Annotated in this window: 27 protein-coding genes; 12 read left to right on the forward strand and 15 right to left on the reverse strand. The window is 70.7% G+C overall.

All coding sequences use genetic code 11. The features are described 5' to 3' along the window. Window positions 1–154 precede the first annotated feature (154 nt). Window positions 155–1,402 carry an APC family permease gene (locus tag OU416_RS34490; RefSeq protein WP_270931271.1) on the forward strand — a complete coding sequence of 416 codons (1,248 nt, stop codon included), beginning with the start codon at window positions 155–157 and terminating at the stop codon, window positions 1,400–1,402. 8 nt (window positions 1,403–1,410) lie between these two features. Beyond that, window positions 1,411–2,082 carry a DUF402 domain-containing protein gene (locus OU416_RS34495; RefSeq protein ID WP_270931272.1) on the forward strand — a complete coding sequence of 224 codons (672 nt, stop codon included), beginning with the start codon at window positions 1,411–1,413 and terminating at the stop codon, window positions 2,080–2,082. A gap of 15 nt (window positions 2,083–2,097) precedes the next feature. On the opposite strand, the gene OU416_RS34500 is transcribed toward OU416_RS34495, so the two are convergent. Then, on the reverse strand, window positions 2,098–2,388 hold the full coding sequence (locus tag OU416_RS34500) for a hypothetical protein (protein WP_270931273.1): 291 nt from the start codon (window positions 2,386–2,388) through the stop codon (window positions 2,098–2,100). Window positions 2,389–2,545: 157 nt separating this feature from the next. Between OU416_RS34500 and OU416_RS34505 the strand changes: the two genes are divergently transcribed. After that, window positions 2,546–3,649 carry a branched-chain amino acid aminotransferase gene (locus OU416_RS34505; RefSeq protein WP_270931274.1) on the forward strand — a complete coding sequence of 368 codons (1,104 nt, stop codon included), beginning with the start codon at window positions 2,546–2,548 and terminating at the stop codon, window positions 3,647–3,649. Between the two features lie 175 nt (window positions 3,650–3,824). Here OU416_RS34505 and cobS read toward each other — a convergent pair whose 3' ends face one another. From cobS to OU416_RS34525, 4 genes are read right to left on the reverse strand one after another with little or no spacing between them, the layout of a single operon-like run. Further along, window positions 3,825–4,553: an adenosylcobinamide-GDP ribazoletransferase gene (gene cobS / locus OU416_RS34510; protein ID WP_270931344.1), complete on the reverse strand. Its 729-nt coding sequence runs from the start codon at window positions 4,551–4,553 to the stop codon at window positions 3,825–3,827. Window positions 4,554–4,555: 2 nt separating this feature from the next. Next, on the reverse strand, window positions 4,556–5,635 hold the full coding sequence (gene cobT, locus OU416_RS34515; RefSeq protein ID WP_270931275.1) for a nicotinate-nucleotide--dimethylbenzimidazole phosphoribosyltransferase: 1,080 nt from the start codon (window positions 5,633–5,635) through the stop codon (window positions 4,556–4,558). A 19-nt stretch (window positions 5,636–5,654) separates the two neighbouring features. Next, complete coding sequence (gene cobU / locus OU416_RS34520; protein ID WP_270931276.1) at window positions 5,655–6,197, reverse strand: bifunctional adenosylcobinamide kinase/adenosylcobinamide-phosphate guanylyltransferase; 543 nt, start codon at window positions 6,195–6,197, stop codon at window positions 5,655–5,657. Window positions 6,198–6,206: 9 nt separating this feature from the next. Next, window positions 6,207–6,845: a DUF3043 domain-containing protein gene (locus OU416_RS34525; protein WP_270931277.1), complete on the reverse strand. Its 639-nt coding sequence runs from the start codon at window positions 6,843–6,845 to the stop codon at window positions 6,207–6,209. 247 nt (window positions 6,846–7,092) lie between these two features. Between OU416_RS34525 and OU416_RS34530 the strand changes: the two genes are divergently transcribed. Then, window positions 7,093–7,458: a HesB/IscA family protein gene (locus tag OU416_RS34530; RefSeq protein ID WP_093158940.1), complete on the forward strand. Its 366-nt coding sequence runs from the start codon at window positions 7,093–7,095 to the stop codon at window positions 7,456–7,458. 49 nt (window positions 7,459–7,507) lie between these two features. Here the strand turns inward: OU416_RS34530 and OU416_RS34535 are convergent, their stop codons facing one another. Then, window positions 7,508–8,116 (reverse strand): TetR/AcrR family transcriptional regulator, encoded by a 609-nt coding sequence (locus OU416_RS34535; RefSeq protein WP_270931278.1) that lies wholly within the window; start codon window positions 8,114–8,116, stop codon window positions 7,508–7,510. A 123-nt stretch (window positions 8,117–8,239) separates the two neighbouring features. Between OU416_RS34535 and OU416_RS34540 the strand changes: the two genes are divergently transcribed. Both OU416_RS34540 and OU416_RS34545 read left to right on the forward strand, forming a co-directional pair. After that, the gene (locus tag OU416_RS34540) at window positions 8,240–9,742 is read left to right on the forward strand and encodes an APC family permease (RefSeq protein ID WP_270931279.1); all 1,503 of its coding nucleotides are present in this window, start codon (window positions 8,240–8,242) and stop codon (window positions 9,740–9,742) included. Continuing rightward, window positions 9,739–11,337 carry an amidohydrolase gene (locus OU416_RS34545; protein ID WP_270931280.1) on the forward strand — a complete coding sequence of 533 codons (1,599 nt, stop codon included), beginning with the start codon at window positions 9,739–9,741 and terminating at the stop codon, window positions 11,335–11,337. Before OU416_RS34540 ends, OU416_RS34545 begins: the two co-directional genes overlap by 4 nt. Window positions 11,338–11,472: 135 nt before the next feature. Here the strand turns inward: OU416_RS34545 and OU416_RS34550 are convergent, their stop codons facing one another. Next, window positions 11,473–11,685, reverse strand: coding sequence for an RNA-binding S4 domain-containing protein (locus tag OU416_RS34550; RefSeq protein ID WP_093159025.1), 213 nt, complete (start codon window positions 11,683–11,685; stop codon window positions 11,473–11,475). A 141-nt stretch (window positions 11,686–11,826) separates the two neighbouring features. On the opposite strand from OU416_RS34550, the gene OU416_RS34555 reads away from it, so the two are divergent. Together OU416_RS34555 and OU416_RS34560 are read left to right on the forward strand one after the other, a co-directional pair. Further along, window positions 11,827–12,756, forward strand: coding sequence for a carbohydrate kinase family protein (locus tag OU416_RS34555; protein ID WP_270931345.1), 930 nt, complete (start codon window positions 11,827–11,829; stop codon window positions 12,754–12,756). A 116-nt stretch (window positions 12,757–12,872) separates the two neighbouring features. Then, on the forward strand, window positions 12,873–14,312 hold the full coding sequence (locus tag OU416_RS34560) for an alpha-amylase (RefSeq protein ID WP_270931281.1): 1,440 nt from the start codon (window positions 12,873–12,875) through the stop codon (window positions 14,310–14,312). A 59-nt stretch (window positions 14,313–14,371) separates the two neighbouring features. On the opposite strand, the gene OU416_RS34565 is transcribed toward OU416_RS34560, so the two are convergent. The 3 genes from OU416_RS34565 to mmuM all read right to left on the reverse strand — a co-directional run bounded on the left by OU416_RS34565 (window position 14,372) and on the right by mmuM (window position 17,389). Then, on the reverse strand, window positions 14,372–15,109 hold the full coding sequence (locus tag OU416_RS34565) for a class I SAM-dependent methyltransferase (protein WP_270931282.1): 738 nt from the start codon (window positions 15,107–15,109) through the stop codon (window positions 14,372–14,374). 66 nt (window positions 15,110–15,175) lie between these two features. After that, window positions 15,176–16,372 carry a sialidase family protein gene (locus OU416_RS34570; protein ID WP_270931283.1) on the reverse strand — a complete coding sequence of 399 codons (1,197 nt, stop codon included), beginning with the start codon at window positions 16,370–16,372 and terminating at the stop codon, window positions 15,176–15,178. Window positions 16,373–16,492: 120 nt separating this feature from the next. Beyond that, window positions 16,493–17,389 (reverse strand): homocysteine S-methyltransferase, encoded by an 897-nt coding sequence (gene mmuM, locus OU416_RS34575; RefSeq protein WP_270931284.1) that lies wholly within the window; start codon window positions 17,387–17,389, stop codon window positions 16,493–16,495. Window positions 17,390–17,474: 85 nt separating this feature from the next. Between mmuM and OU416_RS34580 the strand changes: the two genes are divergently transcribed. Further along, entirely contained in the window at window positions 17,475–17,654 is a 180-nt protein-coding gene (locus OU416_RS34580) for a hypothetical protein (RefSeq protein WP_270931285.1), read from the forward strand. Window positions 17,655–17,671: 17 nt separating this feature from the next. Here OU416_RS34580 and OU416_RS34585 read toward each other — a convergent pair whose 3' ends face one another. The 3 genes from OU416_RS34585 to OU416_RS34595 are packed head-to-tail and all read right to left on the reverse strand — an operon-like array spanning window position 17,672 to window position 20,724. Beyond that, on the reverse strand, window positions 17,672–18,568 hold the full coding sequence (locus OU416_RS34585; protein WP_270931286.1) for a sugar ABC transporter permease: 897 nt from the start codon (window positions 18,566–18,568) through the stop codon (window positions 17,672–17,674). Window position 18,569: 1 nt separating this feature from the next. Further along, complete coding sequence (locus tag OU416_RS34590) at window positions 18,570–19,487, reverse strand: carbohydrate ABC transporter permease (protein WP_270931287.1); 918 nt, start codon at window positions 19,485–19,487, stop codon at window positions 18,570–18,572. Window positions 19,488–19,494: 7 nt separating this feature from the next. Further along, entirely contained in the window at window positions 19,495–20,724 is a 1,230-nt protein-coding gene (locus OU416_RS34595) for an extracellular solute-binding protein (protein ID WP_270931288.1), read from the reverse strand. Between the two features lie 194 nt (window positions 20,725–20,918). On the opposite strand from OU416_RS34595, the gene OU416_RS34600 reads away from it, so the two are divergent. The 3 genes from OU416_RS34600 to OU416_RS34610 all read left to right on the forward strand — a co-directional run bounded on the left by OU416_RS34600 (window position 20,919) and on the right by OU416_RS34610 (window position 24,539). Next, window positions 20,919–21,941 (forward strand): LacI family DNA-binding transcriptional regulator, encoded by a 1,023-nt coding sequence (locus OU416_RS34600; RefSeq protein WP_270931289.1) that lies wholly within the window; start codon window positions 20,919–20,921, stop codon window positions 21,939–21,941. Window positions 21,942–22,050: 109 nt separating this feature from the next. Then, window positions 22,051–23,628, forward strand: a complete 1,578-nt coding sequence (locus tag OU416_RS34605) for a glycoside hydrolase family 13 protein (RefSeq protein WP_270931290.1) — start codon at window positions 22,051–22,053, stop codon at window positions 23,626–23,628. Between the two features lie 62 nt (window positions 23,629–23,690). Further along, window positions 23,691–24,539, forward strand: coding sequence for a M23 family metallopeptidase (locus OU416_RS34610; protein ID WP_270931291.1), 849 nt, complete (start codon window positions 23,691–23,693; stop codon window positions 24,537–24,539). A 44-nt stretch (window positions 24,540–24,583) separates the two neighbouring features. Here OU416_RS34610 and OU416_RS34615 read toward each other — a convergent pair whose 3' ends face one another. After that, entirely contained in the window at window positions 24,584–24,889 is a 306-nt protein-coding gene (locus OU416_RS34615; protein ID WP_270931292.1) for a helix-turn-helix domain-containing protein, read from the reverse strand. Then, a complete protein-coding gene (locus tag OU416_RS34620) occupies window positions 24,886–25,239 on the reverse strand; it encodes a type II toxin-antitoxin system RelE/ParE family toxin (RefSeq protein ID WP_270931293.1) in 354 nt (117 codons plus the stop codon). The genes OU416_RS34615 and OU416_RS34620 overlap by 4 nt, the downstream gene beginning before the upstream one ends. Window positions 25,240–25,270 lie beyond the last annotated feature (31 nt).

The following is a 25,270-nucleotide window of genomic DNA, read 5'->3' on the forward strand; positions in this document are numbered from 1 at the left end:
CTCGGGGCTTGTCCGGATCGCCCGGTCGGTGGTAGTGCGGACCGGGCCGGGAATCCGACGAGGACGGTGGTGCGCCGACGCCGGTCCACAGCGCGGTCGGCTTGTCAACCGACAGGTGGCTGCACCATCGGGGTTCGTCTGCAAGGGTGGTCTCGTGGCCCAACAGGTTGAATCGAGCGGTCGGCTCGCATCCGGTGCCGGGGCGGTTCCGCTGGCGCTCGGCGGGATGCTCGGCGTCGGTGTGCTGGTGGGCCCGGCGCCCGCGGCGGCCGCGGCCGGGATGTGGATGCCCCTCGGCCTGCTGATCGCGCTGCTGGCCGCGGTCTGCTCGGCGACGGCGACCGCCTACCAGTCGGCGGCCTACCGCGGTCCGGGAGCGGTCTACGCGTGCGTTCGCGGGCGCATGGGCGTGCTGCCCGCGCGCGTCGGCGCCAGCGCGTACCTGGCCGGGCACATCGCCGCGATGGCCGCGATCGCCCGGGTGCTGGGCGACCTCTTCCTGCCCGCGTCGGCGCCGCTGGTGGCGGCTGCGGCGATCCTGCTGGTGGTGCTCTCGGCGACGACCGGCCTGCGGATCCGCGGCGCCGCGGCCTGGATCTGGCTCGCGCTGACCGCCGCCGTGCTGGCCCTGGTGGTCGTCACGTGCTTCGCGATCGCCCCCGTAGCGCCGCTGCCGACCGGTGCCTCGCCCTCCGACAGCGCGGTGGGCATCACCGGCGCGGCCGGTGTGCTGTTCTTCGCCTTCCTCGGCTTCGAACGGCTGACCGCACCGGCCGAGGAGCGCGACCGGGTCCCGTGGGCCGCGGTGAAGCGCGGCGTGGTGATCTCGTTCGTCCTGCTGACAGCGGTGCTCGCGGTGGTGACGGCGGCGCTGGTGCACCAGCTCGGCTGGTCCCGGCTGGCGCTGTCACCGGCGCCGATCCGCGACGTCCTGACCGCGGCCGCGGCCTCCGAGCTCGCGCCGCTGGTCAGCGTCGGCGCGGCGGTCGCGCTGCTGCCGGTGCTGCTGGCCGGGTTGGAGTCCGTCCGGTCCACGGCGTTGGCCCTGGTGCAGGAAGGGGATCTGCCCCGCGGGCTGGGCCGCCGGAGCAGCGCGGGCACTCCGTACCTGCTGGACGTCGGCGCCGGTGTCGCGGCGGTCGCGGTCGCGCTGCTGGTCGAGCCGGTGACGGCGATGGCCTTCGCCGCGTGCAGCCTGCTGGTGCACTACGCCTTCGCCAACGCCGGAGCGCGGTTGCTGCTGGTGGACACGGGCGGCTGGCCGATGCGCGCGGCGTGCCTGGGGATGGGCGTATCCGTCGTAATCGCGATGAGCATGCCGATTTCTGCGATGCTTGCCACGCTTGTTGTCGTTTTTATCGGTCCTTTGGTGACGGGAGGTGTGTCCCGTCGCTGGAGATGAGGCGGGTCATGCTGAACGCGAGTGCAGGCAACCTTTCCCTGGAACCAATCGAACAGCCGGTCTGGCTGCCCGGCGAGGAAGCGCTTTACAGCTTCTGGCGGCTTGACGGCTCCCTCGGCACCGTCCACCCGGCACGGGTGGTCACCGACGACGGTGACCAGCTGCTGTGCTGGGTGCTGGACGGCACCCCGATCCGGACCACCACGTCGCCGGACGGCCGTTCGTACCGCGAGATGCCGCTGTTCGAACGCTTCAACGGGCCGCGGGTGCCCGCCAGGTCCACCTGGCGCGGCACGTCCACGCTGCGGCTGGTCTACGAGCACCGCTGGGTGTCGGTGTGGTGGTTCTTCGAACCCGACGGCACCTTCCGCAACTGGTACGTCAACCTCGAAGTGCCGCTGGGGCGCGACGAGTACGGGGTGCGGCGCGTGGACGGCGTGCTGGACGTCGAGGTGTTCCCGGACGGAACGTGGTCCTGGAAGGACGAGCACGAACTGGCCGCCGCGATGGCGGCCGGCCGATTCGACCGCTGGCACCTCAAGCAGCTGCGGGCCGAGGGGGAGCGCATGATCGCGCTCGCCGAGGCGCGCTTGTTCCCGTTCGACGGCACCTACTGCGACGCGGTGCCGGATCCGAAGTGGGCACTGCCGTCCCTACCGGATGGACTGCTGCGGCTCTGACCGGTGTTCGGGGGGTCAGGACACCGAGATGAACAGCAGCACGACGATGAGCGCGACCAGCGCACCGATCCCGCCGACCGAGCCGCCGCGCAGGTCCTTGGGGAAGAAGGTCTTGTGCTTGTTGCGCCACCAGAACGCCCAACCGATGGCGCCACCGAGGCCGAGGATCAGGCCGAACACGTCGAGCCAGGCGTAGCCGAGCGCCACGAGCAGGCCGCCACCCAGGGGCATCAGCGCCGCCAGGGTGGCGGCCAGCGCGTCTTGCGACGGGGTGGTGGGGACCGGAACAGGAGCCTGCTGGTTCATGACCACATCATAGGGCCCGGAACGTCGGCTTCCGGAAGGTTCCGGGTAACGCTCGGTGGCATCGTCCCAGCGGCCCGTGATCGGACGACGGACAATTGGACGACCAACTTTAGAAGACCGGTTTCCACTGCTCGTGAGGTCGCGATACGGTACGCGCATGACTGAAGCGCTGTCTTTCACCCGGACCACCAACTCGCAACCGGCCAGCGACGAGCGCCGCGCAGAGGTACTGGCCAACCCGGGGTTCGGACGGCACTTCACCGATCACATGGTGACGATCCGCTGGACCGACGACCGCGGCTGGCACGACGCCCGCGTCGAGCCCTACCACTCGCTCGAGCTCGACCCCGCGACCTCCGTCCTGCACTACGCGCAGGCGATCTTCGAGGGCCTCAAGGCCTATCGCCAGCCCGACGGTTCGATCGCGGCGTTCCGGCCGGACGCCAACGCGCGGCGGTTCCAGGACTCCGCGAAGCGGATCGCGATGGCCGAGCTGCCGGAGGAGCTGTTCGTCGAGTCGTTGCGCGAGCTGATCGCGGTCGACGAGGCCTGGGTGCCCAGCGCGGCGGAGAGCTCGCTCTACCTGCGGCCGTTCATGATCTCCACCGAGGTCGGCCTGGGCGTCAACAGCCCGGCCAACGCCTACCTGTACGCGGTGATCGCCTCGCCGTCCGGCTCGTACTTCGCCGGCGGCATCAAGCCGGTCACCGTGTGGCTGAGCCACGAGTACGTGCGCGCCGCCCCCGGTGGCACCGGTGCGGCCAAGTTCGCGGGCAACTACGCCGCGTCCTTCGCCGCGCAGGCCGAGGCCGTGAAGCAGGGCTGCGACCAGGTCGTCTGGCTCGACGCGTGCGAGCGGCACGTGGTCGAGGAGATGGGCGGCATGAACCTGTTCTTCGTGCTGGGCTCCGGCGCCGACGCGCGCCTGGTGACCCCGGAGCTCAGCGGCAGCCTGCTGCCCGGCGTGACCCGCTCGTCGCTGCTGGAGCTGGGCCGCGAGCTCGGCATGCAGGTCGAGGAGCGCAAGTTCACGGTGGAGGAGTGGGAGAAGAAGGCCACGACCGGTGAGCTCACCGAGGTTTTCGCCTGCGGCACCGCGGCGGTGATCACCCCGGTCGGGCACGTCAAGCACCGCGACGGCGAGTTCGCCATCGCGGACGGCCAGCCGGGCAAGGTCACGATGCAGCTCCGCGAGCGCCTGACCGGAATCCAGCACGGCACGGTCGCCGACACCCACGGCTGGATGACCAAGCTCAGCTGATTCACGGCTCCGGGTCGAGGCGTGTGGCCTCACCGCTGCTGCTTCGGCCCGGCGATCGTTTGTGCAGTCCATGGCCCGTGAGTGTTTTGGGGTGCCATAGCGCCCCAAAACACTCACGGGCTTTTGCAGGCTGAACGGGTTGTGACGGCGTAGCGATCGGTCCTGCTTCGGCGGCTCAAGCGAGGGCCGCGCCGATGAGGACGATCGTGGTGGCCAGTTCGGAGGCTGCTCCGAGGACGTCTCCGGTGATTCCGCCGAAGCGGCGGCGGACGTGGTGGGTGAAGGCCAGCAGCAGCGCGGCGGCCACTGCTACCGCGATTGCCGTGCGCCAGTCGACTGCGACGGCCGCCACCGCGAAGAGCACCAGCCACCAGGCCGCCACCAGCCAGGTCGGCTGGCTGCCCGCGACCAGGGCGCCCATGCCCTCCGGGCGGGCGGGTGGCACGCCGCGGCGGCAGCACAGGACGAAGCCCGCGCGGCCGACCGCGCAGGCCAGGACCACCACCAGCGGGTTGGCCGACAGCTCGGCGAGGCTGACCGCCTGGACGCCCAGCACGAGGATCAGCGCGACCACCGCGAACGGCCCCGCACCGCCGTCGCGCATCACGCTCAGCGCGCGCTCCGGCGGCCCGTAGCAGCCGAGGCCGTCCACCGAATCGGCCAGCCCGTCCACGTGCATGCCCCTGGTGACCAGCACCAGCACCGCCACGGTCAGCAGTCCGGCCAGCAGCGGCGGTGCGCCGAGCTCGGTCAGCCCCCACAGCGCGAAGGCGCCGCACCCGCCCACCAGCGCGCCGACAAGGGGAGCGAACGCGATCGCCTGCTTGCAGGTGGCGTCGTCGACGCGCCGCGCCGGGACCGGCAGCACGCTCAGCCACGAGACGGACAGGCGCAGGCCGTCCAGGGTCACGACTTCGCGGCCTCGGCTTCGGTCGGGCCGCCGACACCGGCTTCGCCGAAGGTCGCCATCTCGCCGAGCACCCGCGTCGCGGCGGTCAGGATCGGCAGCGCCGTCAGCGCGCCGGAGCCCTCCCCGAGCCGCATCCCCAGGTCGAGCACCGGGGTCAGGTCGAGGTGTTCGAGCACCAGCGGCCCACCCGGCTCCGCCGAGCGGTGCCCGGCCAGCCACCACTGCCGCGCTCCCGGCGCGAGCTCCTCGGCGACCAGCGCCGCCGCGCCCACCACGACCCCGTCCAGCAGCACGGGCGTGCGGCGGACGGCGGCCTGGGCGAGGAACCCGGTCAGCGCGGCGATGTCGGCGCCGGAGGAGGTGCGCAGCAGCGCCACCGGGTCGTCCAGCACCTTGCGGGCCCGGCGCAGCGCGTCGCGGATCGCGGCGGTCTTGCGCATCCAGGCGTTGTCGTCGATGCCGGTGCCGCGGCCGACGACCGCCACCGGCTCGGTGCCGGTGAGCACCGAGATCAGCACCGCGGCCGGGGTGGTGTTGCCGATCCCCATGTCCCCGGCGATGAGCAGGTCGGAGCCGGAGTCGATCTCCTCGTCGGCGATGGTCCGCCCGGCGTTGATGGCGGCCCGCACCTCGGCGTCGGTGAGCGCGTCCTCGCGGTCGATGGCGCCGGAGGAGCGCCGCACCTTGTGCGCGCTGACCACCGGCGGCGTGTCGGCGTTGACGGCCATGTCCACGACCCGCACGGTCGCCCCGGTGTTGGTGGCGAGCACGTTCACCGCCGCACCGCCGGCCAGGAAGTTCGAGACCATCTGCCCGGTCACCTCGCTGGGGTAGGCGGACACGCCGTGCCCCGCGATGCCGTGGTCACCGGCGAAGACGACCACTCGCGGCCGGGAGAACGGCCGGGGCGGGCACTGGCCCTGCCGGGCGGCGACCCAGACGCCGAGCTCCTCCAGCCGGCCCAGCGAGCCGGCCGGCTTGGTCAGCTGCTCGTGGCGGGCGACGGCCTGCCGCTGGGCCTGCTCGTCGGGGACCGGCACCGTCGGGAAGCTGATCTCGTTCTGGTCGGTGGACAAGCGAACCTCCGTGTCGATTTCAGCGCAGTCGGAGCGGCAGACCGGCGACGAGCAGGACGACCTCGTCGCACACCTCGGCCAACCGGGCGTTGAGCACTCCGAGCTCGTCCCGGAACAGCCTTCCAGACCGGGTGGCCGGAACGATGCCCAGGCCGACCTCGGCGGAGACGACGACCAACCGCCCGGCGCAGCCCACGACGGCATCGACGAGCTCAGCGCGACGGGCGGCGACGACCTCCAGCGCACCGGCGTCCCGCTCCCAGGCACCGGCGTCGTCGAGCACCCCGGTCAACCAGGTGGCGAGGTCGTCCACCAGCACCGACGCCCCGGCTGGAACCTCGCCCAGCGCCCGGCACAGCGAACCGGTGTCCGGTGCTTCGGTGGTCTGCCAGCTGCCCGGCCGCCGGGCGACGTGAGCGGCGATCCGCTCGTCCCACTCGCGATCACCGGCGACCCGCCGGGCGGTGGCCACGTAGGTGACCGCCGCATCGGCGTCGACCAGCCCTTCGGCGTGCGCGGACTTCCCGGAACGCGCCCCACCGAGCACCAACGTGCGCACCACCGGCTCCGATCAGCCGATCTTGGCGGCGTCCTTGGGGGTGTAGCGGGGGCGGGGGACGCGGAGCTTGCGGATCTGCATCGCGCGGGTGAAGGCGTACCAGCCCAGGGAGAACGACCTGTCCTGGGCGTCCGGGTACTTCGCGCGGACCCGCTTGTTGATGTAGCGGCCCAGCAGGGTGCCCTCGACGATCATCATCACCAGCAGGGCCATGCAGAACAGGGTCGCGTACTGCTGGACCACCAGGTTCTGCGACAGGGTGCTGACGAAGACCACCAGCACCAGCGGCATGAACAGGCCCATCAGGTGGCGGCGGGTGTCGACCAGGTCGCGGACGTAGGCGCGCACCGGGCCCTTGTCGCGGGGCATCAGGTAGCGGTCATCGCCCTGCATCATCCGCTCGCGGCGCTCTTTGGCCGCGTTGCGCCGCTCCTCCTTGTTGCCGCGGGCGCGCTTGACCGCTTCGCGCTGCGTCTTCGGCGGCGGCGGGACCGGGCCGCGGCGCTTGCCCTCGGCGTCCCGGCGCTTCGGGGTGGGACGGCCCTTCTTGGGCGTGTGGTTGGGGGCGTGCTCCGCCGCGAGCTGGGCAGTCTCGTTCTCGGACTCCGGGCTGGCGGCCTGCTCGGTGCTGCTGCGGCGAAGGAACCTCACTCCAACAGGGTATTCGACGCCACTCCCGTCGCTGCAGCAGACCGGGCGGAAAAGCCGCAACCGGGCACGTTCCGGCTGGCGGGGCGGCCGGTGAGCTCCACGGCACATCACACCAGCTCCGCGTGCGGCTGTGCCACCATGGACGTTGGAGCACACGTCCCCGGGTCCGCCCGCGGGAATAGGCCGGTCCGGCAGGTGGTTGCACCACAGGCCGGAATCGGATGAGCGAGACCTCAAGGGAGAGTCCATGACCGCCCCGAACACCACGACCGAGACCGAGGCGCCCGCGCACGGTGTCACGTTGACCGACGCGGCGGCCCAGAAGGCCAAGGCCCTGCTGGACCAGGAGGGCCGCGACGACATGCACCTGCGCATCGCCGTCCAGCCGGGTGGCTGCGCGGGGTTGCGCTACCAGCTGTTCTTCGACGAGCGCACCCTGGACGGTGACGCGCGGCGGGACTTCGAGGGCCTGGGCGTCGTCGTCGACCGGATGAGCGCGCCGTACCTGCAGGGCGCGACGATCGACTTCGTCGACTCCATCGAGAAGCAGGGCTTCACCATCGACAACCCCAACGCGGGCGGGTCGTGCGCCTGCGGCGACTCGTTCCACTGACCAGGCGAGCCGATCTGGCACGAGGCCGGTACCCCTCGGGGTGCCGGCCTCAGTCGTGCGCGGGGTCCGGGATGCCCCGGACGTAGGCCTGCACCGCTTCGCGGAAGGCGGTGCGGTCGACCTCGGCCGGTTCGGTGGCGCGGATCGCGGTGCGCAGGGTCGGGAAGTCGTCGCCGAGCGGTTGGTCGAAGGCCGGTGAGAACGGCGCGAGGATCGAGCCGAGGACCACGTAGTCGATGCCGAGCACCACGCGCAGTGCCGCCGCCGGTCCCATGCCCGCCTCGACGAGCATCGCGATGACGTCCTCGTAGGCCTGGCGGGACTCGGTGATGGTCACCGCGCGGCGGGCGATGATCCCCACCGCGTTGGGGTGCTCGGCGAAGGCCGCGTGGTAGGTGCGGGCCCAGTCCAGCAGGCCGGCCCGCCAGTCCGAGGGGTGCAGGTCCAGGGCGGGCATGTCCGCGGTGATGATCTCGGTGATCAGTTCGAGGATGTCGTCCTTGCCGTCGACGTGCGAGTACAGCGACGGTGCTCGCACGCCGAGCCTGGCCGCGATGCGCCGGACGGTCAGCGCTTCGGCGCCTTCTTCGTCGACGACCGCGAGCGCGGCCAGCCCGATGTCGTGCCTCGTCAGCGAGCCGCGCCTGGTCGGGGTCACCGGTCCTCCTCCGTGATCGTGGACGCGACCCATTGTTCCCGGGGGCTTCCCTAACTCCCGTCGGCGGCCTACAGTCCCAGCCTAACTTAGTTAGGTTGAGCCCGTCCAAAGGAGGACGCAGGCATGAAGACCCCGGCTACCAGGAACGATTCGGACACCGACGAGGATTCGGCGCGGCTGCGCGAACTCGGCTACGAGCCCGAGCTGAAGCGCGGACTGGGCGTGCTCGGCAACGTCACGATGGGCTTCGCGACCATCTCCCCGGTCGTGGGGCTCTACGCGGTGGTGCTGGTCGGCGCGACGATCGCCGGGCCCCGGTGGGTGTGGGCGCTGCCGGTCTGCCTGCTCGGGCAGTGCCTGCTGCTGGCGCTCTACTCCGAGCTCTCCTCGGAGTTCCCGATCTCGGGCGGCGCGTACCAGTGGACCCGGCGGCTGGTCGGCCCGTCCTACGCCTGGTTCACCGGCTGGATCTCGCTGTGCTCCAGCCTGCTGGCCAACACCACGATCGCCTACCTGTCCGCGCCGTGGGTCTTCACCCTCGTCGGCGTCACCCCGACGCCGAACCAGCTGGTCGTGGCGGCGGCGGCGTTCGTCGTGGTGTGCTCGCTGATCAACATGCTCGGGGTGGACGTGCTGCGCCGCGCGCTGGCGGTGGGCGTGGTGGCCGAGATCATCGCCTCGGTGCTGGTCGGCGTCGCGCTGCTGCTGGTGTTCCGGTCGCAGCCGTGGTCGATCCTGACCGAGAGCTTCGGCACCGAGGCGTTGTTCGGCGGTTCCGGGTTCGCCGCGTTCGTCGCGGCGGTGGCCGTCGGGGGCTGGGCGTTCATCGGCTTCGACGCCTGCGTGTCGACCTCGGAGGAGACCCGCAACGCCACCCGCCACGTGCCGAGGGCGATCTGGATCGCGCTGCTCAGCGTCGGCCTGCTGGTGATCCTCAACGCCTTCGCGGTGGTGCTCACCCACCCCGACCCGGCAGGCGTGGTGGCCGGGGCCGACGCCGATCCGGTGACGACCGCCGTCGTGACGTCCTTCGGCGACTGGTCGGCCAAGCCCTTCGTCGTCGTGGTCATCATCGCGTTCCTGGCGTGCGGGCTGGCCGCGCAGGGATCGACGGCGCGAGCGCTGTACTCGGTCGCGCGCGACGACGTGCTCCCGATGTCGAAGTTCCTGCGGACGGTGAGCCGGAAGAACCAGGCGCCGATCGGCGGTGCGATCGCGGTGACCGCGGTGGCCTGCGCCGGGCTGCTGCTGGCGTTGGACACCGCCGCCATCGGCAGCGTCATCACCTTCGGCACCTCCGCCTTCTACCTGACCTTCCTGCTGGTCGCCTTCGCCGCTCTGGTGGCGCGGCTGCGCGGGACGTGGGTGCCGGGCGGGCACGTCCAGCTGGGTCGGCCGGGCACCGCGCTGAACGTCGGTGCGGTGCTGTGGCTGGCGTTCGAGTTCGTCAACATCACCTGGCCCCGCGCGCTGCTCGCGCCGGTGGACGCCCCTTGGTACCAGGTGTGGGCCGCGCCGCTGGGCACCGCGCTGATCATCCTCGTCGGACTCGTCTACTTCGTGGCGGCCAAGCCCCGCGACCGGGTCGTCGGAAGCAGTTCCTTCGCAGATCGGAGTGCACAGTGACCATTGCGGACCTCGTCATCACCGGCGCGCGGGTGATCACCACGGACGGGCCTCCGGTGAGCGCGGTGGCGGTCCGGGACGGTCGCATCTGCGCGGTCGGCGACGACGCCGCCGAGCAGATCGGACGGCGGACCCGGGTGATCGACGGATCGGGGCGGACCGTCACCCCCGGCCTGGTCGATTCCCACCAGCACCCGGTGCACGGCGTCGCCGACATGCGCGGCATCGACCTGAAGGGCGTGGTGGACCTCGGCGAGCTCCAGGCGAAGCTGCGCGCGGAGAGCGCCCGCCTGGCCCGGGACGAGTGGCTGATCGGGTACGGCTTGGAGTACAACGCCTTCCTGCCCGACTGGTTGCACCGCAAGCACATCGACGACGCCATCGGCGATCACCCGGCGATGTTGACGCTGATCGACGCGCACACCGCGCTGATGAACACCAGCGGACTGCGGCGGGCCGGGATCACCGGCCCGGTGGAGTTCGCCGACCGCTCGGAGGTGGTCGTCGACCCGGACGGCACGCCCACCGGCGAGCTGCACGAGACCTCGGCGGTGCGGCTCGGCGACGCCGCGGTTCCCTCTCTGGAACTGGACGAGCTCGCGCGGCGTGTCGCCGACCTGCACCGCGCGCAGAACGCGGTCGGCATCACCGGTGCGCACATGCTGGACCTGGCGGTCTGGCCGGGCACCGACGAGCTGTTCGAGATGCTCGACGAGCGCGGCGAGCTGACCGTCCGGACGCTGGTCGCGCCGTGGTGCCTGCCGGGAACGGTCGACGACACGCTCGAGATCGTCCAGGACCTGCGCAACCGGCCCGGCCGGATGTGGCGAACCGGCGCGGTCAAGTTCTTCCTCGACGGGACCATCGACGGCGGCAGCGCGTGGCTGTGCCACCCGGACTCGCACGGCGCGGGCACCGTTCCGGTGTGGCGCGAGGAGCGGGCCTACGCGGAGGCCGTGCAGCGGGCGGTGGACCTGGGACTGCCGTGCTGGACGCACGCGATCGGCGACCAGGCGGTGTCCTTCGCGCTGGACACCTACGCCGCCGCCGGGCCCGTCGCCGGCGGCAGGCACCGCATCGAGCACGTCGAACTGCTCCAGGACGGCGACGTCACCAGGTTCGCCGAGCTGGACGTGGTGGCCTCCATGCAGCCGACGCACATGGACTGGACGCTGCCCGACCACACCGACAACTGGTCGACGCGCATCGGCGAGGAGCGCTGCGGCCGGGCCTGGCGCTACCGGGACGTCCTCGCCGCGGGCGGGCACGTCGCGCTCGGTTCCGACTGGCCGATCGCCGGGTACGACCCGCGGGAGATCATGGCCGGAGCCCGGCTGCGCCGTCCGGTCGGCGAGCCGGACCGGGCGCCGGTGCTGCCGGAGCAGGCGCTCACCGCGCAGCAGGCGCTCGCCGGGTACACCACCGAAGCCGCGTACGGCGCGGGAGAGGAGCGGGTGTCCGGGCGGATCGAGGTCGGCATGCGAGCGGATCTGGTGGTGTTCGACGGAGATCCGCTGACCTGCGCCCCGCAGGACCTGCCGGAACTCCCGGTGGTCTGCACGGTCGTGGACGGCCGGATCGTCCACGAAGCGTGAAACCTGTTTCCAGGCTCGTTCTGCGTGGCGGTGCGGGTTGCGAGGGTGGGCTGAGCGGCTGGCGCCGCTTCAAAGACGAAGGACCTCGGTGAGCGGCGATGGCGGTAAGGACGACCATCGCCGCTCACCGGCGGTTCAGCGGGTGACGACCCGGATGATCTCGGAGCCGAGGACGATCTCGTCGCCCTCGGTGAGCTGCTTGCCGCGGCGGGTCTCCACCGCGCCGTTGACCTGGACCAGGCCTTCCTCCAGGACCTCCTTCGCCTCCGCGCCGTGCTCGACCAGCCCGGACAGCTTCAGCAGCTGGCCGAGCCGGATCACGTCGTCCCGGATCTCCACTTCGCGCATGCCCCCATTGTCCGCCGCCGCTCGCGGCGGCCGGGTGCCCCCGGCGGCGGTACTCTCGGTGCGCGTGCGCTCACCTGCAGCGACATCCGGGAGGTCGCCGTGCCCGTCGCCGTCACCGGCAGCATCGCCACCGATCACCTGATGCACTTCCCCGGCCGGTTCACCGACCAGCTCGTCGCCGACAACCTGGCGCAGGTCTCGCTGAGCTTCCTGGTCGACGACCTCGTGGTGCGGCGGGGCGGCGCCGCGGCCAACATCGCCTTCGCGCTGGGCGTGCTGCACCAGCGGCCGGTGCTGATCGGCGCGGTGGGCGACGACTTCGCCGACTACCGCTCCTGGCTGGAGCGCCACGGCGTGGACTGCTCGGGCGTGCACGTCTCGGAGGTCGCGCACACCGCGCGGTTCGTGTGCACCACCGACGAGGAGTTCAACCAGATCGCGTCCTTCTACACCGGGGCGATGGCCGAGGCCCGCAACCTGGAGCTGGCGCCGGTGCTCGACCGCGTCGGCGCGGACCTGGTGCTGATCGGCCCGAACGATCCGCTGGCGATGCTGCGGCACGCCGACGAGTGCAGGCAGCGCGGCTACCCGTTCGCCAGCGATCCGTCGCAGCAGCTGGCCCGGCTCGACGGCGCGCAGGTGCGGCGGGTGGTCGAGGGCGCGGAGTACCTGTTCAGCAACGAGTACGAGTGGGGCCTGCTGCTGCAGAAGACCGGGTGGACCGAGTCCGACGTGCGCGAGCGGATCGGCGTCCGGGTCACCACGCTCGGCGCGGCGGGCGCTGAGGTGGTCGGAGGTGATGGCACCCGGCTGCTGGTGCCCGCGGTGCCGGACCGCGGGCGGGTCGACCCGACCGGGGTGGGCGACGGGTTCCGGGCGGGATTCCTCGCCGGGGTCCAGTGCGGGCTGTCGTGGGAGCGGGCCGCGCAGCTCGGGTCGCTGGTCGCGGTGCACGTCCTGGAGGTGACCGGGACGCAGGAGTGGTCGCTGGACCACGGGCGCGCGCTGCGGCGCTTCACCGACGCCTACGGGGCCGCCGCGGCGACGGACGTGGCGCCGCTGTTGTCCTAGCTTGCAAATTTTTGCAGACATCAGAGCAGCTCAAGCCTAGTTCTGATGGCGTATTGACTTAACTCGCGCAAGAAAATGTGATCGATGGCAACCCGCTCGAAGATGAGGAGGTTGTCATGCGATTGGCGTTGCTAGCGTTCGCCGCGGCGGTCGGCGGCACCGCGCTGGTGCCCACCGGGGCAGCAGAGGTGCCCGCCACCGCTCCGGTGCGCGGACCGATCGTCCAGATGTTCCAGTGGCCGTGGGACTCCGTCGCGCGGGAGTGCACGGACTTCCTGGGGCCGAGGGGATTCGGCGCCGTCCAGGTGTCCCCGCCGCAGGAGCACGTGGTGCTCGGCGAGCAGGGCCACCCCTGGTACCAGGACTACCAGCCGGTCAGCTACCAGCTGGAGAGCCGTCGCGGCAACCGGGAGCAGTTCGCCGCGATGGTGCGCACCTGCAACGCCGCGGGCGTGGAGATCTACGTCGACGCGGTGGTGAACCACATGAGCGGCTCCGGATCGGTGGGCAGCGGGCCGGGCAGCGGCGGCTCCACCTTCGAGAAGTACGACTACCCGGGCCTGTACTCCGATGCCGACTTCCACGGCTGCCGCCGCGACATCGGCAACTACCAGGACAAGTGGGAGGTGCGCAACTGCGAGCTGGTCGGTCTGGCGGACCTGGCGACCGAGTCGGAGCACGTGCGCAACACCCAGATCGGCTTCCTCAACGACCTGATCGGGCTGGGCGTTTCCGGCTTCCGGGTGGACGGCGTCAAGCACATGCCGCCGGAGGACGTCGGCGCGATCTTCGGTGCGCTGCAGGACGTTCCCGGCACCGGCGCGCGGCCCTACGTCTTCCAGGAGGTGATCGCGGACGGGACGACGACGGCGGGGGAGTACACCGGCAACGGCGACGTGACCGAGTTCGGCTACTACGGCGTCGTCGCCAACGCCTTCCGGGACGGTTCGCTGGCGCAGCTGGCGAGCCTGCCGGAGCGGATGTCGCTGCCGAGCGACCAGGCCGTGGTGTTCATCGACAACCACGACACGCAGCGCAGCTCGCCGATCCTGACCTACAAGGACGGCGTCACCTACGACCTCGCGGTCGGTTTCGAGCTCGCCTACCCGTACGGGACGCCGCAGCTGATCTCCGGCTTCGCCTTCGACAACAGCGACGCCGGACCGCCCGCCGATGCCGGCGGGACCACGCAGGCGGCCAGTTGCGACGACTCGGCCTGGGTGTGCGAGCACCGGCGGCCGGCGATCGCCGGGATGGCCGGGTTCCACGGCGCGGTGCAGGGCACCGAGCTGGCGAACTGGTGGGACAACGGCGGCGGGCAGATCGCCTTCGGCCGCGGTGACAAGGGCTTCGCGGTGTTCAACCGGGAAGGCGGCGAGCTCTCCCAGACCTTCCAGACCTCGCTGCCCGCCGGGACCTACTGCGACGTGATGAGCGGTGAGCTGGTGAACGGGTCGTGCACCGGTGCGACCGTCGAGGTCGGCGCGGACGGCAGTGTCACGGCCGCTGTCGCGCCGAACTCGGGGCTCGCTGTGCATGTTGGAGCGAAGGTCTGAGTTGGTGATGGTCCGTGAGCGTTTTGGGGCGCCATAGCACCCCAAAACGCTCACGGTCTTCACTCGCGGGTGGCCGTGATGATCAGCCGCTTGTGCTCCCGGGTCAGCGGCGAACCGTCCTCACCGAGCGCTTCGACGTCGCGAAAACCCGCTTGCCGAAGCCAATCCCGCAGCTCCGGCACGGTGAAGAAGCGGACCGAGTAGCGGATGGTGCGGCGTTCGCCCCTGCGGATGATCGTGCGCTCGACGTGGGAGCGGAAGGTGATCGGATCCAGGCGGTGCTGGTCGATCGCCATGTCCTCGCCGACCTCGCGGACCACCGCGGGCAGGTAGCGGGGCAGCAGGTCGACGACGTTGTTCAGCTCCATCGCGAACCTGCCGCCCGGCTTGAGCGACCGGTGCACCTCGGTGAGGACCCGGCGGTTGCCCTCGTCGGAGAAGTAGCCGAAGGCGGTGAACCAGTTGATGACCGCGTCGAACCGGTCGGTCCAGGGCAGCTCGCGCATGTCGCCCAGCACGTAGTCGACCTCGACGCCGCGCGCCGCGGCGTCGGCGCGGGCGCGGTCGAGGAACGGAGCGCTGCGGTCCAGGCCCGTCACCCGGCAGCCGCGAGCCGCCAGCGGACTCGCCAGCCGGCCGTGCCCGCAGGCCAGGTCGAGCACGTCCGCTCCGGGTTCCAGCCCGAGCAGGTCCCAGATGAGCCCCGCTTCCACCTCGCTGCCCGCGTCGATCAGCTCGCGGTAGAAGTGCAGGTAGTCGTCGTCGAACAGGCCGTCGGCGTCGAACTCCGGTTCCATGGGCGCTCCCGTGATCGGTCGGCCGCCCCAGCTTGGAGCGGCCGACCGATCACGGGCAACCGGTTTTCAGCGGGCCAGGTCGTTCTCGCTGAACCTCGCGTAGCGGATCGTCTGGTGCGCGTCCTGGGATTCCGGCGAACCCGCCTCGTAGAGCAGGCCCGCCCAGCCGCCGCCCAGGTTGATCAGATCGGAGTACGCCGACCACGTCGCATCCACGACCGTGCCGACCTCCTGCCAGGTCGCGCCCTCGTCGGAGGAGGTGCGGATCCGCATGGTGTGGCGGCGGTGGTCCATGTCCGGATCGGTGTTGTACGGCCCGGAGAACAGGATCAGGTTGCTCGGGTCGCCCGCGGTCGTCGCGCGCAGCCGGACCACCGAGCCCTGCACCACCGGACCGCGCAGCTGCGGCGCGATCGAGAACGGCTCGCGGAAGGTCTCGCCGCCGTCGGCGCTGACCGCGTGCGCCCGGTTGCCGTCGGCGACGGTCGTCCCGGAGTTGTCCTGGTTGCGGGCGGCGACGTAGAGCTCGGCGTCCACGGTCTCCAGCAGGCTGAGCTCCTGCGGTTTGATCTTCTCGCCGGTCCGGTCGTCCAGCGCACCGAGCTGCCAGGTGGTGCCGCCGTCGTCGCTGTGCACGATCCCGGCGCCCTTGAGCCCGTCCGCTCCCTCGAAGTTGATGCCCGCGACCATCCGGCCGTTGTGCTCACCGCGGGTCATCTGCAGGCCGTGGCCGGGGCCGGTGGCGTACCACTTGGTCCACTCCGGCTTGGTCAGCTGCGGCTGCGCTTCGGGCTTGGTCCACCCCTTGCCGCTCGGGTCCGTGCTGTGCTGCAGGAACGGCGTTCTGCGGCAACCGTTCCCGTTGCAGTCCGGGCCCGGGTTGTGCGTGGTGAGCAGCGTGATCCGGCCGGTCCCGCGGTCCACGACCGGCACCGGGTTGCCGCGGGTGTCGCCGTCGCCGGGGGACACGAGTTCCAGCTTCTGCCAGGACTTCCCGTCGTCGGTGGAGCGCTTGAGCACCACGTCGATGTAGCCGGTGTCGTCGCAGTTGTTCCGCCGCGCTTCGGCGAACGCGAGCAGCGCGCTGCGGTCCTGGGTGCGCACGATCGCGGGGATGCGGAAGCAGTTGTAGCCGCCCTCGCCCTTGGTGAACACGGTGGTCCCGCTGATCGCCAGCGGTTCCCCGGTGGACACCTGGGTCGCGCCCAGCAACAGCAGCGCGGCTCCGGCCGCCGCCCCCGCGAGCTTGGTGATCCGGCGCATGCACCGTCCCTTTCGCCGATGGATACCGAGTTCCACCGCGAAGGTATCGGTTGGAAAAGAACTTCCTGATGAACTATCCGGTAAATGTGCCCCAGGATGGGCGGTTCGGCCCAACCCGGCTCAGTCCTCCGGATCAATCAGCGCTTCCGCGATCGCCGAGATGTCCTCGGGTCCGACCCGGCAGCAGCCGCCGATCAGCTGCGCACCGGCCGCCCGCCAGCCGCGCGCGAGATCGGCGACCGGAGACGGGCGACCGGCCCAGGAGCGCTGCTGGGCATCCCAGTCCTCACCGCTGTTCGGGTAGACCACGACCGGCTTCTCCGTTGCGGCCCGGGCGATTTCGATCGCGGGCAGCACGTCCTGGGGCGCCGAGCAGTTGACGCCGACCGCGATGATCGCGGGATCGTCGGCGACGGCGAACGCCTCGGCCAGCGGCTGCCCGGCGCGCGTGCGGTCGCCGTCGATGGTGAACGACAGCCAGGCCGGGACGTCCAGCCCGTCGAGCGCGTCGACCAGCGCTTCGGCCTCGTCGACGTCCGGGACGGTCTCCAGCGCGAAGACGTCCGGGACGGATTCGGCGAGCACCTCCAACCGGGGCCGGTGGAAATCGCGCAGCTCGCGCTTGGTCCGCCCGTACCGGCCGCGGTACTCCGAGCCGTCGGCGAGCATCGCGCCGTACGGGCCGATCGACGCCGCCACCCACCGGTGCCGTCCCGGCTCGACGTCGCCGGCCAGCCGGGCCAGCTCCACGCTCCGGCGCATCAGCTTGGCGGCTTCGTCGCGCTCGATGCCGCGCGCGGCGAAGCCCTCGAAGCTCGCCTGGTAGCTCGCCGTCGTCGCGATCTCGGCCCCGGCGCGGAAGAACGCGGCGTGCGCGGCCACGACCTCCTCCGGCGAATCGGCCAGCAGCCGGGCCGACCACAGCGAGTCGGAGAGGTCGTGCCCGCGCGCCTCCAGCTCGGTGGCCAGACCGCCGTCGAGGATCGTGGTCGCACCACCGAGCGTGAACGCGTTCATATCGCCAGCGTAGTCGGACGAACACCCGCGCACGACCACGCCGCCGGCCTCGGACGCCCGATCCAGCAGACCTATCAGGACGTCGGTGCGCCTGGCACCCGACACACCGGTGCGCGTCGGGGAGGTGCGCGATTTCAACGGAAATCAGGTCTTCGATTTCAATGGAAAATTGCACACCTCGTCGGCGTGTCGGGCGTCCGACACGCCGACGGTGCGTCGGGTTCTGCGCGATTTCAACGGAAATCGGACGTCTGATTTCCATTGAAATCGCGTGCCGCGGGGTCAGGACTTGACGCTGCCCGCGGTGAGGCCGCCGACCAGGAAGCGCTGGACCAGGTAGAAGACCAGCACCGCGGGCACCGCCACCAGGACCGATGCCGCCGCCAGGTGACCCCATTCCGCGCGGTTCTGCTGGACGAACACCTGCAGGCCCACCGCCAGGGTCTTCGAGCCGTCCTCGGCGGAGAGGAACGCCGAGGCGAAGGCCACCTCGCTCCAAGCCACGATGAACGAGTAGAACGCCGTCACCGCCAGGCCCGGCCTGGCCAGCGGCAGGATCAGCCGCCAGAACACGCCGAACGGCGAGAGCCCGTCCACCCGGCCCGCTTCGTCGATCTCGCCGGGGATCCCGTCGAAGTAGCCCTTCAGCATGTAGGTGCAGAACGGGATCGCGGTGCTGCAGTACACCAGCACCAGGCCGAGCGCGCTGCCCTGCAGGCCCAGCGCCAGCAGGATGTTGTACAGCGGCACGATCAGCACCGCGAACGGGAACATCTGCACCACCAGGAACGACAGCAGCAGCCACCGCCGGCCGGGGAAGTGGAACCGGCTGGCCGCGTAGGCGGTGGTGGCCGCCAGCAGCACGCCGAGCACCGTGGTCAGCGCCGCGATCAGCACCGAGTTGCCGAACCAGCTCAGGAACGCGCCCTTCGCGCCGGAGAGCACGTTCCAGTAGTTGTCCACTGTGGAGTCCGCGAACAGCGTCGGGGTGCGCTCGATGGCCCTGGCGTCCGGCTTGAACGACACCACCAGCACCCAGAACACCGGGAACACCGCGATCAGCGAGGCCCCCACCAAGGTCGCGTGCAGGCCGATGCTGGCCGCGGTGGACCGCTTGCGCCGCGTCGGCGGCCGGACCGCCGCGGTCGTGGCGCGCAGCGAGGCCGCGTCGATGGACATCTCAGAGCACCTCCCCGTGCCTGCGCATCGCGCGGCGGTAGATGGTCGCGAACACCAGCAGGACCGACAGCACGAGCACGCCGTAGGTGGAGGCGATCGCGTAATCCCTGGTGGCACCGGAGAAGAACCGCTCGAAGGCGTAGGTGACCAGGATCCGGGTGTGCGGGTTGTTGCCGGTGATCAGGTAGATGACCGGGAACATGTTGAACGTCCAGATCACCCCGAGCAGCACCACCGAGCTCGACACCGACCGCAGGCCCGGCAGCGTCACGTGCACGAAGCGCTGCCACGGCGAGGCGCCGTCGATCTCGGCGGCCTCGTGCAGATCGGCCGGGATCGACTGCAGCCCGCCCAGCAGCGCCACCATCATGAACGGCACGCCCAGCCACACGTTGACCACGATCACCGACACCAGCGCCAGGTCGGACTGCCCCAGCCACACCTGCGCGGGCAGCCCCACCGCCTCCAGCGCCCAGTTGATCAGCCCGTACTCGGCGTTGAACAGGTACCGCCAGGCGAAGGCGCTGATGAACACCGGCACCGCCCACGGCAGGATCAGCAGCACCCGGTACAGCCCGCGGAACCGCAGCTGCCGGTTGAGCAGCACCGCCAGCGCCAGGCCGATCGCGTAGTGGAAGAACACGCAGGCACCGGTCCAGATGACGGTGCGCCCCAGCGTGGCCCAGAACGAGCCGTACGCCGGATCGCCGGAGAGCACGTTGAGGTAGTTGGCGAGGCCGGTGAACTCGTAGCTCGCCTCGCGGTCCAGCACCGGGTTGGCGATGTTGGTGTCGTTGATGTCGGTGAAGCCGAAGAACAGCCCCTGCAGCAGCGGCAGCGCCACGAGCAGCGCGAGCACCACCACGACCGGCAGGACCATCGCGTAGGCGAACCAGTACCGCGCGAACAGATTCCGCATGCCGGCCTCAGCGCTGGGCGTAGCCGGGGACGACGGAGGTCTGGTAGGTCCGCGCGACTTCGTCGAGCGCGGCACCGGCCTCCTTCTGCCCGGCCAGGATCTCGGCGTAGGCGGTCTGCAGCGGCTCCAGCAGTTCGGCGTTCTCCGGGATCCACGGCCGCTCGTGCGTGTCGGCGGCCAGCGGCCGGAACGCCGAGACGACCGGGTTCTGCGCCACCGCGGGGTCGTCGTAGGCGGACTGGCGGGTCGGCAGCAGCCCGAGCCGCGCGGCGATCTTCGCCTGGTTCTCGGTGCTGCTCATGCACTGGACGAACTTGACCGAGGCGTCGGTGGCGTCGCTGCCCTGGCGGATCACGTAGTCGTGGCCGCCGACCGGTGAGGTGCCCGCGCCGGGCACGGGCGCGATGCCGAGGTTGGCCGGATCGGCGAACTGCTGGGACTGGGTGTACTCGGAGACCGCCCACGGCCCGTCGACGACCATCGCGACCTCGCCGGAGGTGAACGCGGCCTTCATCGTGGTGTAGGAGTTCGGCTGGTCGAGCGCGGTGCGGGCGGCTTTGGCGTCGATCAGGTCCTTGGCCGTCTGAAGCCCGCGCACGGATTCGGGGGAGTTCACCGTGATCGTCCGGGATCCGGTGTCGACCAGGTCGCCGCCGTGGGAGTAGAGGAACGGCAGCGCGTAGTACTCGTCGTTGTTGATGAACAGCGCGCGGTCGCCGCCGAGCTTGGGCGCGATCGACCGGAGCTCGTCCCACGTCCTCGGCGGCTCGACCCCGGCTTGCGCCAGCTGCGCCTTGTTGTAGAAGAGCGCCAAGGCGTCGGTGACCTGCGGGACGGCGTAGGTCTTGCCCTCGTGCTTGGTGGATTCCAGCGGCGCGGGCAGGAAGTCGGCGGTGTCGGCGGCCAGCGGGGTGTCCGAGAGGTCCTGGATCAGCCCGGCCTGCGCGAGCTGGGCGACCCAGCCGACGTCGGAGCGCAGCACGTCAGGCCCCTGCCCGCCCTGCGCCGCGGTCTTGTAGTTGTTCAGCGCCTGGTCGAAGGCGACCGTCTCGACGCGCACCTGGTAGCCGCCGGTGCGCGCGCAGTCGGCCGCGATCTCCCGGAACACCCCGCTCTCCGCGGAACCGCTGGTGTCCCAGAAGACGACCTCGCCGGGGTTGCCGCTGCCGCCACCGCACCCGGCGGCGAGCACGCCGACCAGGCCCAGGGCGGCGCCGACCGTGACCTTGGGTCTCATGTCCGGACCTCCCGTTTGCAAAAATTTGCGAACACTTGGCGTCAAATTGCATACCCAAGATGTGATGCAAGTCAAGATGTTCAGCGATCATCGGCAAAGTTGTTGTGATCAATTTGCGGTAGAGGTTTGCAAAATATTTCGATCATGTGCAGGATTGCGGCAGCAAGTGGTCCCGGCGCGACAGGAGCGGAGCAGTGGCGGGTCTGGCCGATATCGCCCAGGCGGCGGGGGTGAGCGTGTCGACGGTGAGCCGCGTGCTCAACCGCAAGGCGGGCATCAAGGAGGAGACCCGGCAACGGGTCCTCGAAGTCCTCAACCAGATGCCGCACACCGCGCGCGGCACCGGCGCGCTGCGCCGCACCGGGGTCATCGGCCTGCTGGTGCCGGAGCTGTCCAACCCGGTGTTCCCGGCCTTCGCCGAGGCGCTGGAAGGCCGCGCCTCGGTGGCGGGCTACTCGTCGCTGCTGTGCAACACCCGCGCCGCGATGACCGAGAAGGACTACGTCCGGATGCTGGTCGCCCGGGGCGTCGAGGGCATGATCTTCGTGTCGCCGGAGATCGCCAACCCGGACAACGACGAGCGGCGCAGCCGCGGCTACTACGAGAAGCTGCGCGCCGAAGGCGTCCGGATGGTGTTCGTCAACGGCAGCACGCCGAGCCTGGACGTCCCCGACATCACCGTCGACGAGCACCTGGCCGGACACACCGCGGCCCGGCACCTGCTGGAGCTGGGCCACCGCCGCATCGGCTTCGTCAGCGGCCCGGCCCGCGCCCTGCCGTCCCGGATGAAGCGGGCGGGATGGGCGGCGGCGCTGGAGGAGGCCGGGATCGAGCCGAGCGCGGAACTCGTCGCGCACGGGCCGTTCGGAGCGGAGGGCGGCGCGCGGGCCGTGGGCGAACTGCTCGACGGCCCGCGGCCGACCGCGGTCCTGTGCTCGTCGGACGTGATGGCGCTCGGTGCGATGCGGGAGGCCAAGCGGCGGGGGCTGGCCACGCCGGAGGACATCTCGGTGGTCGGCTTCGACGACATCCCGCTGGCCGCCTACTGCCAGCCCGCGCTGACCACGCTCGCCCAGCCGATCCGCGACATGGCCGCCGCGGCGGTCGACGAGCTGATCCGCCAGCTCGACCCGGACGAACCGGTGCGGGCCTCGACGAACTTCAGCCGGATGTTCCGGCCGAACCTGATCGTCCGCGAATCCACCCGGCGGTTGTGAGTCCGTGCGCGTTTCGGGGTGCCAGAGCGCCCCAAAACGCGCACGGCCCCACCTCGAAACCGCAGCCCACCCCCTCAACCCATCCACCTCCACGGCCGAGGAGCAGCGAATGTCGAATTGGTGGCGTGACGCCGTCGTTTACCAGGTCTACGTGCGCAGCTTCGCCGACGGCGATGGCGACGGCGTCGGCGATCTGGCCGGTGTCCGGGAACGGTTGCCGCACCTGGTGTCCCTCGGCGCGGACGCCGTGTGGCTGACCCCGTTCTACCCGTCGCCGATGGCCGACGGCGGCTACGACGTGGCCGACTACCGCGACGTGGACCCGGTTTTCGGCACGCTCGCCGACTTCGACGCGCTGCTCGCCCGCGCCCACGAGCTGGGCCTGCGGGTGCTCGTCGACGTCGTGCCCAACCACACCTCCGACCAGCACGAGTGGTTCGCCGAAGCGCTGGCCGCCGCGCCGGGGGATGCGGCCCGCGACCGGTACCTGTTCCGCGACGGCCGCGGCGAGCACGGCGAACTGCCGCCCAACGACTGGGAATCGGTCTTCGGCGGCCCGGCCTGGACCAGGATCGCCGACGGCCAGTGGTACCTGCACCTGTTCGACCCGCGGCAGCCCGACCTGAACTGGCGGAACCCGCAGGTGCGCGCGGACTTCCGCGAGGTGCTGGCGTTCTGGCTGGACCGCGGGGTGGACGGCTTCCGCATCGACGTGGCGCACGGCATGATCAAGCACCCGGAGCTGCCCGACACCGGGCTGGACGAGCAGATCTCCCTGCTGGGGCGCGGCGAGCTGCCGTACTTCGACCAGGACGAGGTGCACGAGATCTACCGCGACTGGCGGCAGCTCTTCGACTCCTACCGGGGCCAGCGCATCGGGGTGGCCGAGGCGTGGGCGTCGACCAGCGAGCGGCTGGCCCGGTACGTGCGCCCCGACGAGCTGCACCAGGCCTTCAACTTCGCGCTGCTGGAGGCGCCCTGGTCGGCCGCGGACTTCCGGCAGGTGGTGGTGGAATCGCTGGCCACCACGGCGGAAGTCGGCGCGACCACCACCTGGGTGCTCGGCAACCACGACGTCCAGCGCCCGGTGACCCGCTACGGCGGCGGTGACCTCGGCTCGCTGCGGGCCCGCGCGGCGGCGCTGTTCAGCTTCGCGCTGCCCGGTTCGGTCTACGTCTACCAGGGCGAGGAGCTCGGCCTGCCCGAGGTGCTGGACCTGCCCGACGACGTGCGCCAGGACCCGATCTGGACGCGCTCCGGTGGCACCGACCCGGGCCGCGACGGCTGCCGGGTCCCACTGCCGTGGTCCGGCGACGAGCCGCCGTTCGGCTTCAGCACCGGGGAGAGCTGGCTGCCGGTGCCGGAGGAGTGGAAGACCGCGACCGTTGCCGAGCAGGAGAGCAGCGCAGGTTCCGCGCTGCGCACCTACCGCCAGGCGCTGGCGCTGCGGCGCGCGAACCCGGCTCTAGGCGACGGCGAGCTGGAGTGGGTGGACGCGCCCGAGGGCGTGCTGGTGTTCCGCCGCGGCCCGGACTTCGTGTGCGCCACCAACTTCGGCGCGGAGCCGGTCGCGCTGGAGCTGCCCGGAGAACTGCTCTGCCGCAGCGACGCCGGGACCGGCTGGGACGGCGTGCTGCCCGGCTCGACCGCGGTGTGGCTGGGAAAGATTCACGAAGAATCCGCCTAATAGGTCTGTCATTCCCGTTTGCATCGTGGTCGCATGAATCCCCTTGTAACTGGAGGTGGTTCATGTTGCGACGATTAGGCACGGGCGTGGCGGCACTCGCGCTCGCGGCGATCGGCGTGGTCGGGCTCGGGCAGGCACCCGCGTCCGCCGCGCCGAACTTCCAGGTCCCGTTCACCTGCGGCGTCACCGTGACGGCCGCGACCTTCAGCGGCCACAACCCGGCGAACTCGGTGGACTTCCAGAAGTCCGGCATCACCGGCATGCCGGTGCTCGCCTCGGCGGCGGGCACCGTCACGCGGGTCGCCAACGAGGGCAGCACCAGCTACGGCCGCTGGATCGAGCTGGACCACGGCAGCGGCTGGCGCACCCGCTACGCCCACCTGTCCGCCCAGAACGTCTCGGTGGGGCAGAAGGTGTCGCTGGGCACGAAGATCGGCGCCGCGGGCGCGACCGGCGGAGTGACCGGCCCGCACCTGCACTACGAGCAGATCCTGAACGGCACCGTGGTCAAGGCGAAGCTCAACGGCGTTGCCGTGCCGTACTTCGACAAGACGTCGTTCACCAGCAAGAACAACTGCGGCGGCAACCCGTACTCGCCGACCGAGGTGTGCGGTTCGGGTTACAGCGTGATCAACTCGAAGGCGCTGTCCAACGGTGCGGGCACCGTCTACCTGCTCTACAACGCCTCGAACCAGAACAACTGCGTGACGACGCTCAAGTCGACCTCGGTGGGCAAGGCGTCCCCGACGGCGGCGTTCCTGGAAGTCCAGGGAAAGACGCGGGTGACCGACTCCGGTGACTTCACCTACTACGCGGGCCCGGTCCGCCAAGCGGCCGGCTCCACCTGCGTGAAGTGGGGCGGCTCGGTCGGCTCCAATGCCTACGAGAGCCCCTTCGAGCACTGCGGCTGACCCCGGGTCGTGAGTGCGAAACATGCTTTTCGCACTCACGACCGTCAGGCTGCCGAACTCCGGGAGTCGAACCGCACGACCAGCTCCGCACCAAGCGCGCGCGCCAGCCGCTCGAGAAGCGGGATGGTAGGAACGGTGCCTCCGGCCTCGAAGCGGGCTACGGCGGGCTGGGACATCCCAGCGGCTTCGGCGAGCTGAGCCTGCGTCCAGGATCGCTGTTCACGAAGTTCGCGGGTCCTTCGGCCCAGCTCATAGGCGATCCGGGTAGCTTCGTACGCTTCGCGGGCGCCTGGTTCCGCCATCCGACGATCGCGCAGCGACTCCCATTCCGACTTGGCCACGTCGGTCACTCCCCAATGTCCTCGTCCACTGAATGTCCTTCGCTCAGGCAGAGACGAAACGCTCGCCACGCCCGGTCGACCTCCCGGTTCTCCCGCATTCGAGTCTTCCGGAAGGCGGTGAGAAGCACGATTCGTCTCCCCGGAGCGATCCAGTAGGTAATCCGTACCGGCTCCCCGTCGAGGTAGAACCGTAGCTCTCGTAACTTGCGTCGAAGTTGTTTGGTGTGTGGCTCGCCGAGGAGTGGTCCCTTCTCGGCGAGAAGTTCGATGTAGAAGGTGGCCGCTGAGAAATGCGCAGGTGACAGTCCCTCCAGCCAACCTCGGATCTCTGGCTCTAGTTCCACACTACCCCAGGACATACCATCGATGGTATAGATTGCTCGGTTTTCA

The sequence above is a fragment of the Saccharopolyspora indica genome (assembly GCF_027853965.1).
Lineage (GTDB): Bacteria > Actinomycetota > Actinomycetes > Mycobacteriales > Pseudonocardiaceae > Saccharopolyspora > Saccharopolyspora indica.

Bases quoted from the DNA above. Each gene is read 5' to 3' on its own strand.
- OU416_RS34495 (WP_270931272.1), top strand. From the start codon at position 1,411: ATGCTGAACGCGAGTGCAGGCAACCTTTCCCTGGAACCAATCGAACAG.
- OU416_RS34500 (WP_270931273.1), bottom strand. From the start codon at position 2,388: ATGAACCAGCAGGCTCCTGTTCCGGTCCCCACCACCCCGTCGCAAGAC.
- OU416_RS34505 (WP_270931274.1), top strand. From the start codon at position 2,546: ATGACTGAAGCGCTGTCTTTCACCCGGACCACCAACTCGCAACCGGCC.
- OU416_RS34530 (WP_093158940.1), top strand. From the start codon at position 7,093: ATGACCGCCCCGAACACCACGACCGAGACCGAGGCGCCCGCGCACGGT.
- OU416_RS34540 (WP_270931279.1), top strand. From the start codon at position 8,240: ATGAAGACCCCGGCTACCAGGAACGATTCGGACACCGACGAGGATTCG.
- OU416_RS34550 (WP_093159025.1), bottom strand. From the start codon at position 11,685: ATGCGCGAAGTGGAGATCCGGGACGACGTGATCCGGCTCGGCCAGCTG.
- OU416_RS34555 (WP_270931345.1), top strand. From the start codon at position 11,827: ATGCACTTCCCCGGCCGGTTCACCGACCAGCTCGTCGCCGACAACCTG.
- OU416_RS34560 (WP_270931281.1), top strand. From the start codon at position 12,873: ATGCGATTGGCGTTGCTAGCGTTCGCCGCGGCGGTCGGCGGCACCGCG.
- OU416_RS34565 (WP_270931282.1), bottom strand. From the start codon at position 15,109: ATGGAACCGGAGTTCGACGCCGACGGCCTGTTCGACGACGACTACCTG.
- OU416_RS34570 (WP_270931283.1), bottom strand. From the start codon at position 16,372: ATGCGCCGGATCACCAAGCTCGCGGGGGCGGCGGCCGGAGCCGCGCTG.
- mmuM (WP_270931284.1), bottom strand. From the start codon at position 17,389: ATGAACGCGTTCACGCTCGGTGGTGCGACCACGATCCTCGACGGCGGT.
- OU416_RS34585 (WP_270931286.1), bottom strand. From the start codon at position 18,568: ATGTCCATCGACGCGGCCTCGCTGCGCGCCACGACCGCGGCGGTCCGG.
- OU416_RS34590 (WP_270931287.1), bottom strand. From the start codon at position 19,487: ATGCGGAATCTGTTCGCGCGGTACTGGTTCGCCTACGCGATGGTCCTG.
- OU416_RS34595 (WP_270931288.1), bottom strand. From the start codon at position 20,724: ATGAGACCCAAGGTCACGGTCGGCGCCGCCCTGGGCCTGGTCGGCGTG.
- OU416_RS34605 (WP_270931290.1), top strand. From the start codon at position 22,051: ATGTCGAATTGGTGGCGTGACGCCGTCGTTTACCAGGTCTACGTGCGC.
- OU416_RS34610 (WP_270931291.1), top strand. From the start codon at position 23,691: ATGTTGCGACGATTAGGCACGGGCGTGGCGGCACTCGCGCTCGCGGCG.
- OU416_RS34620 (WP_270931293.1), bottom strand. From the start codon at position 25,239: ATGTCCTGGGGTAGTGTGGAACTAGAGCCAGAGATCCGAGGTTGGCTG.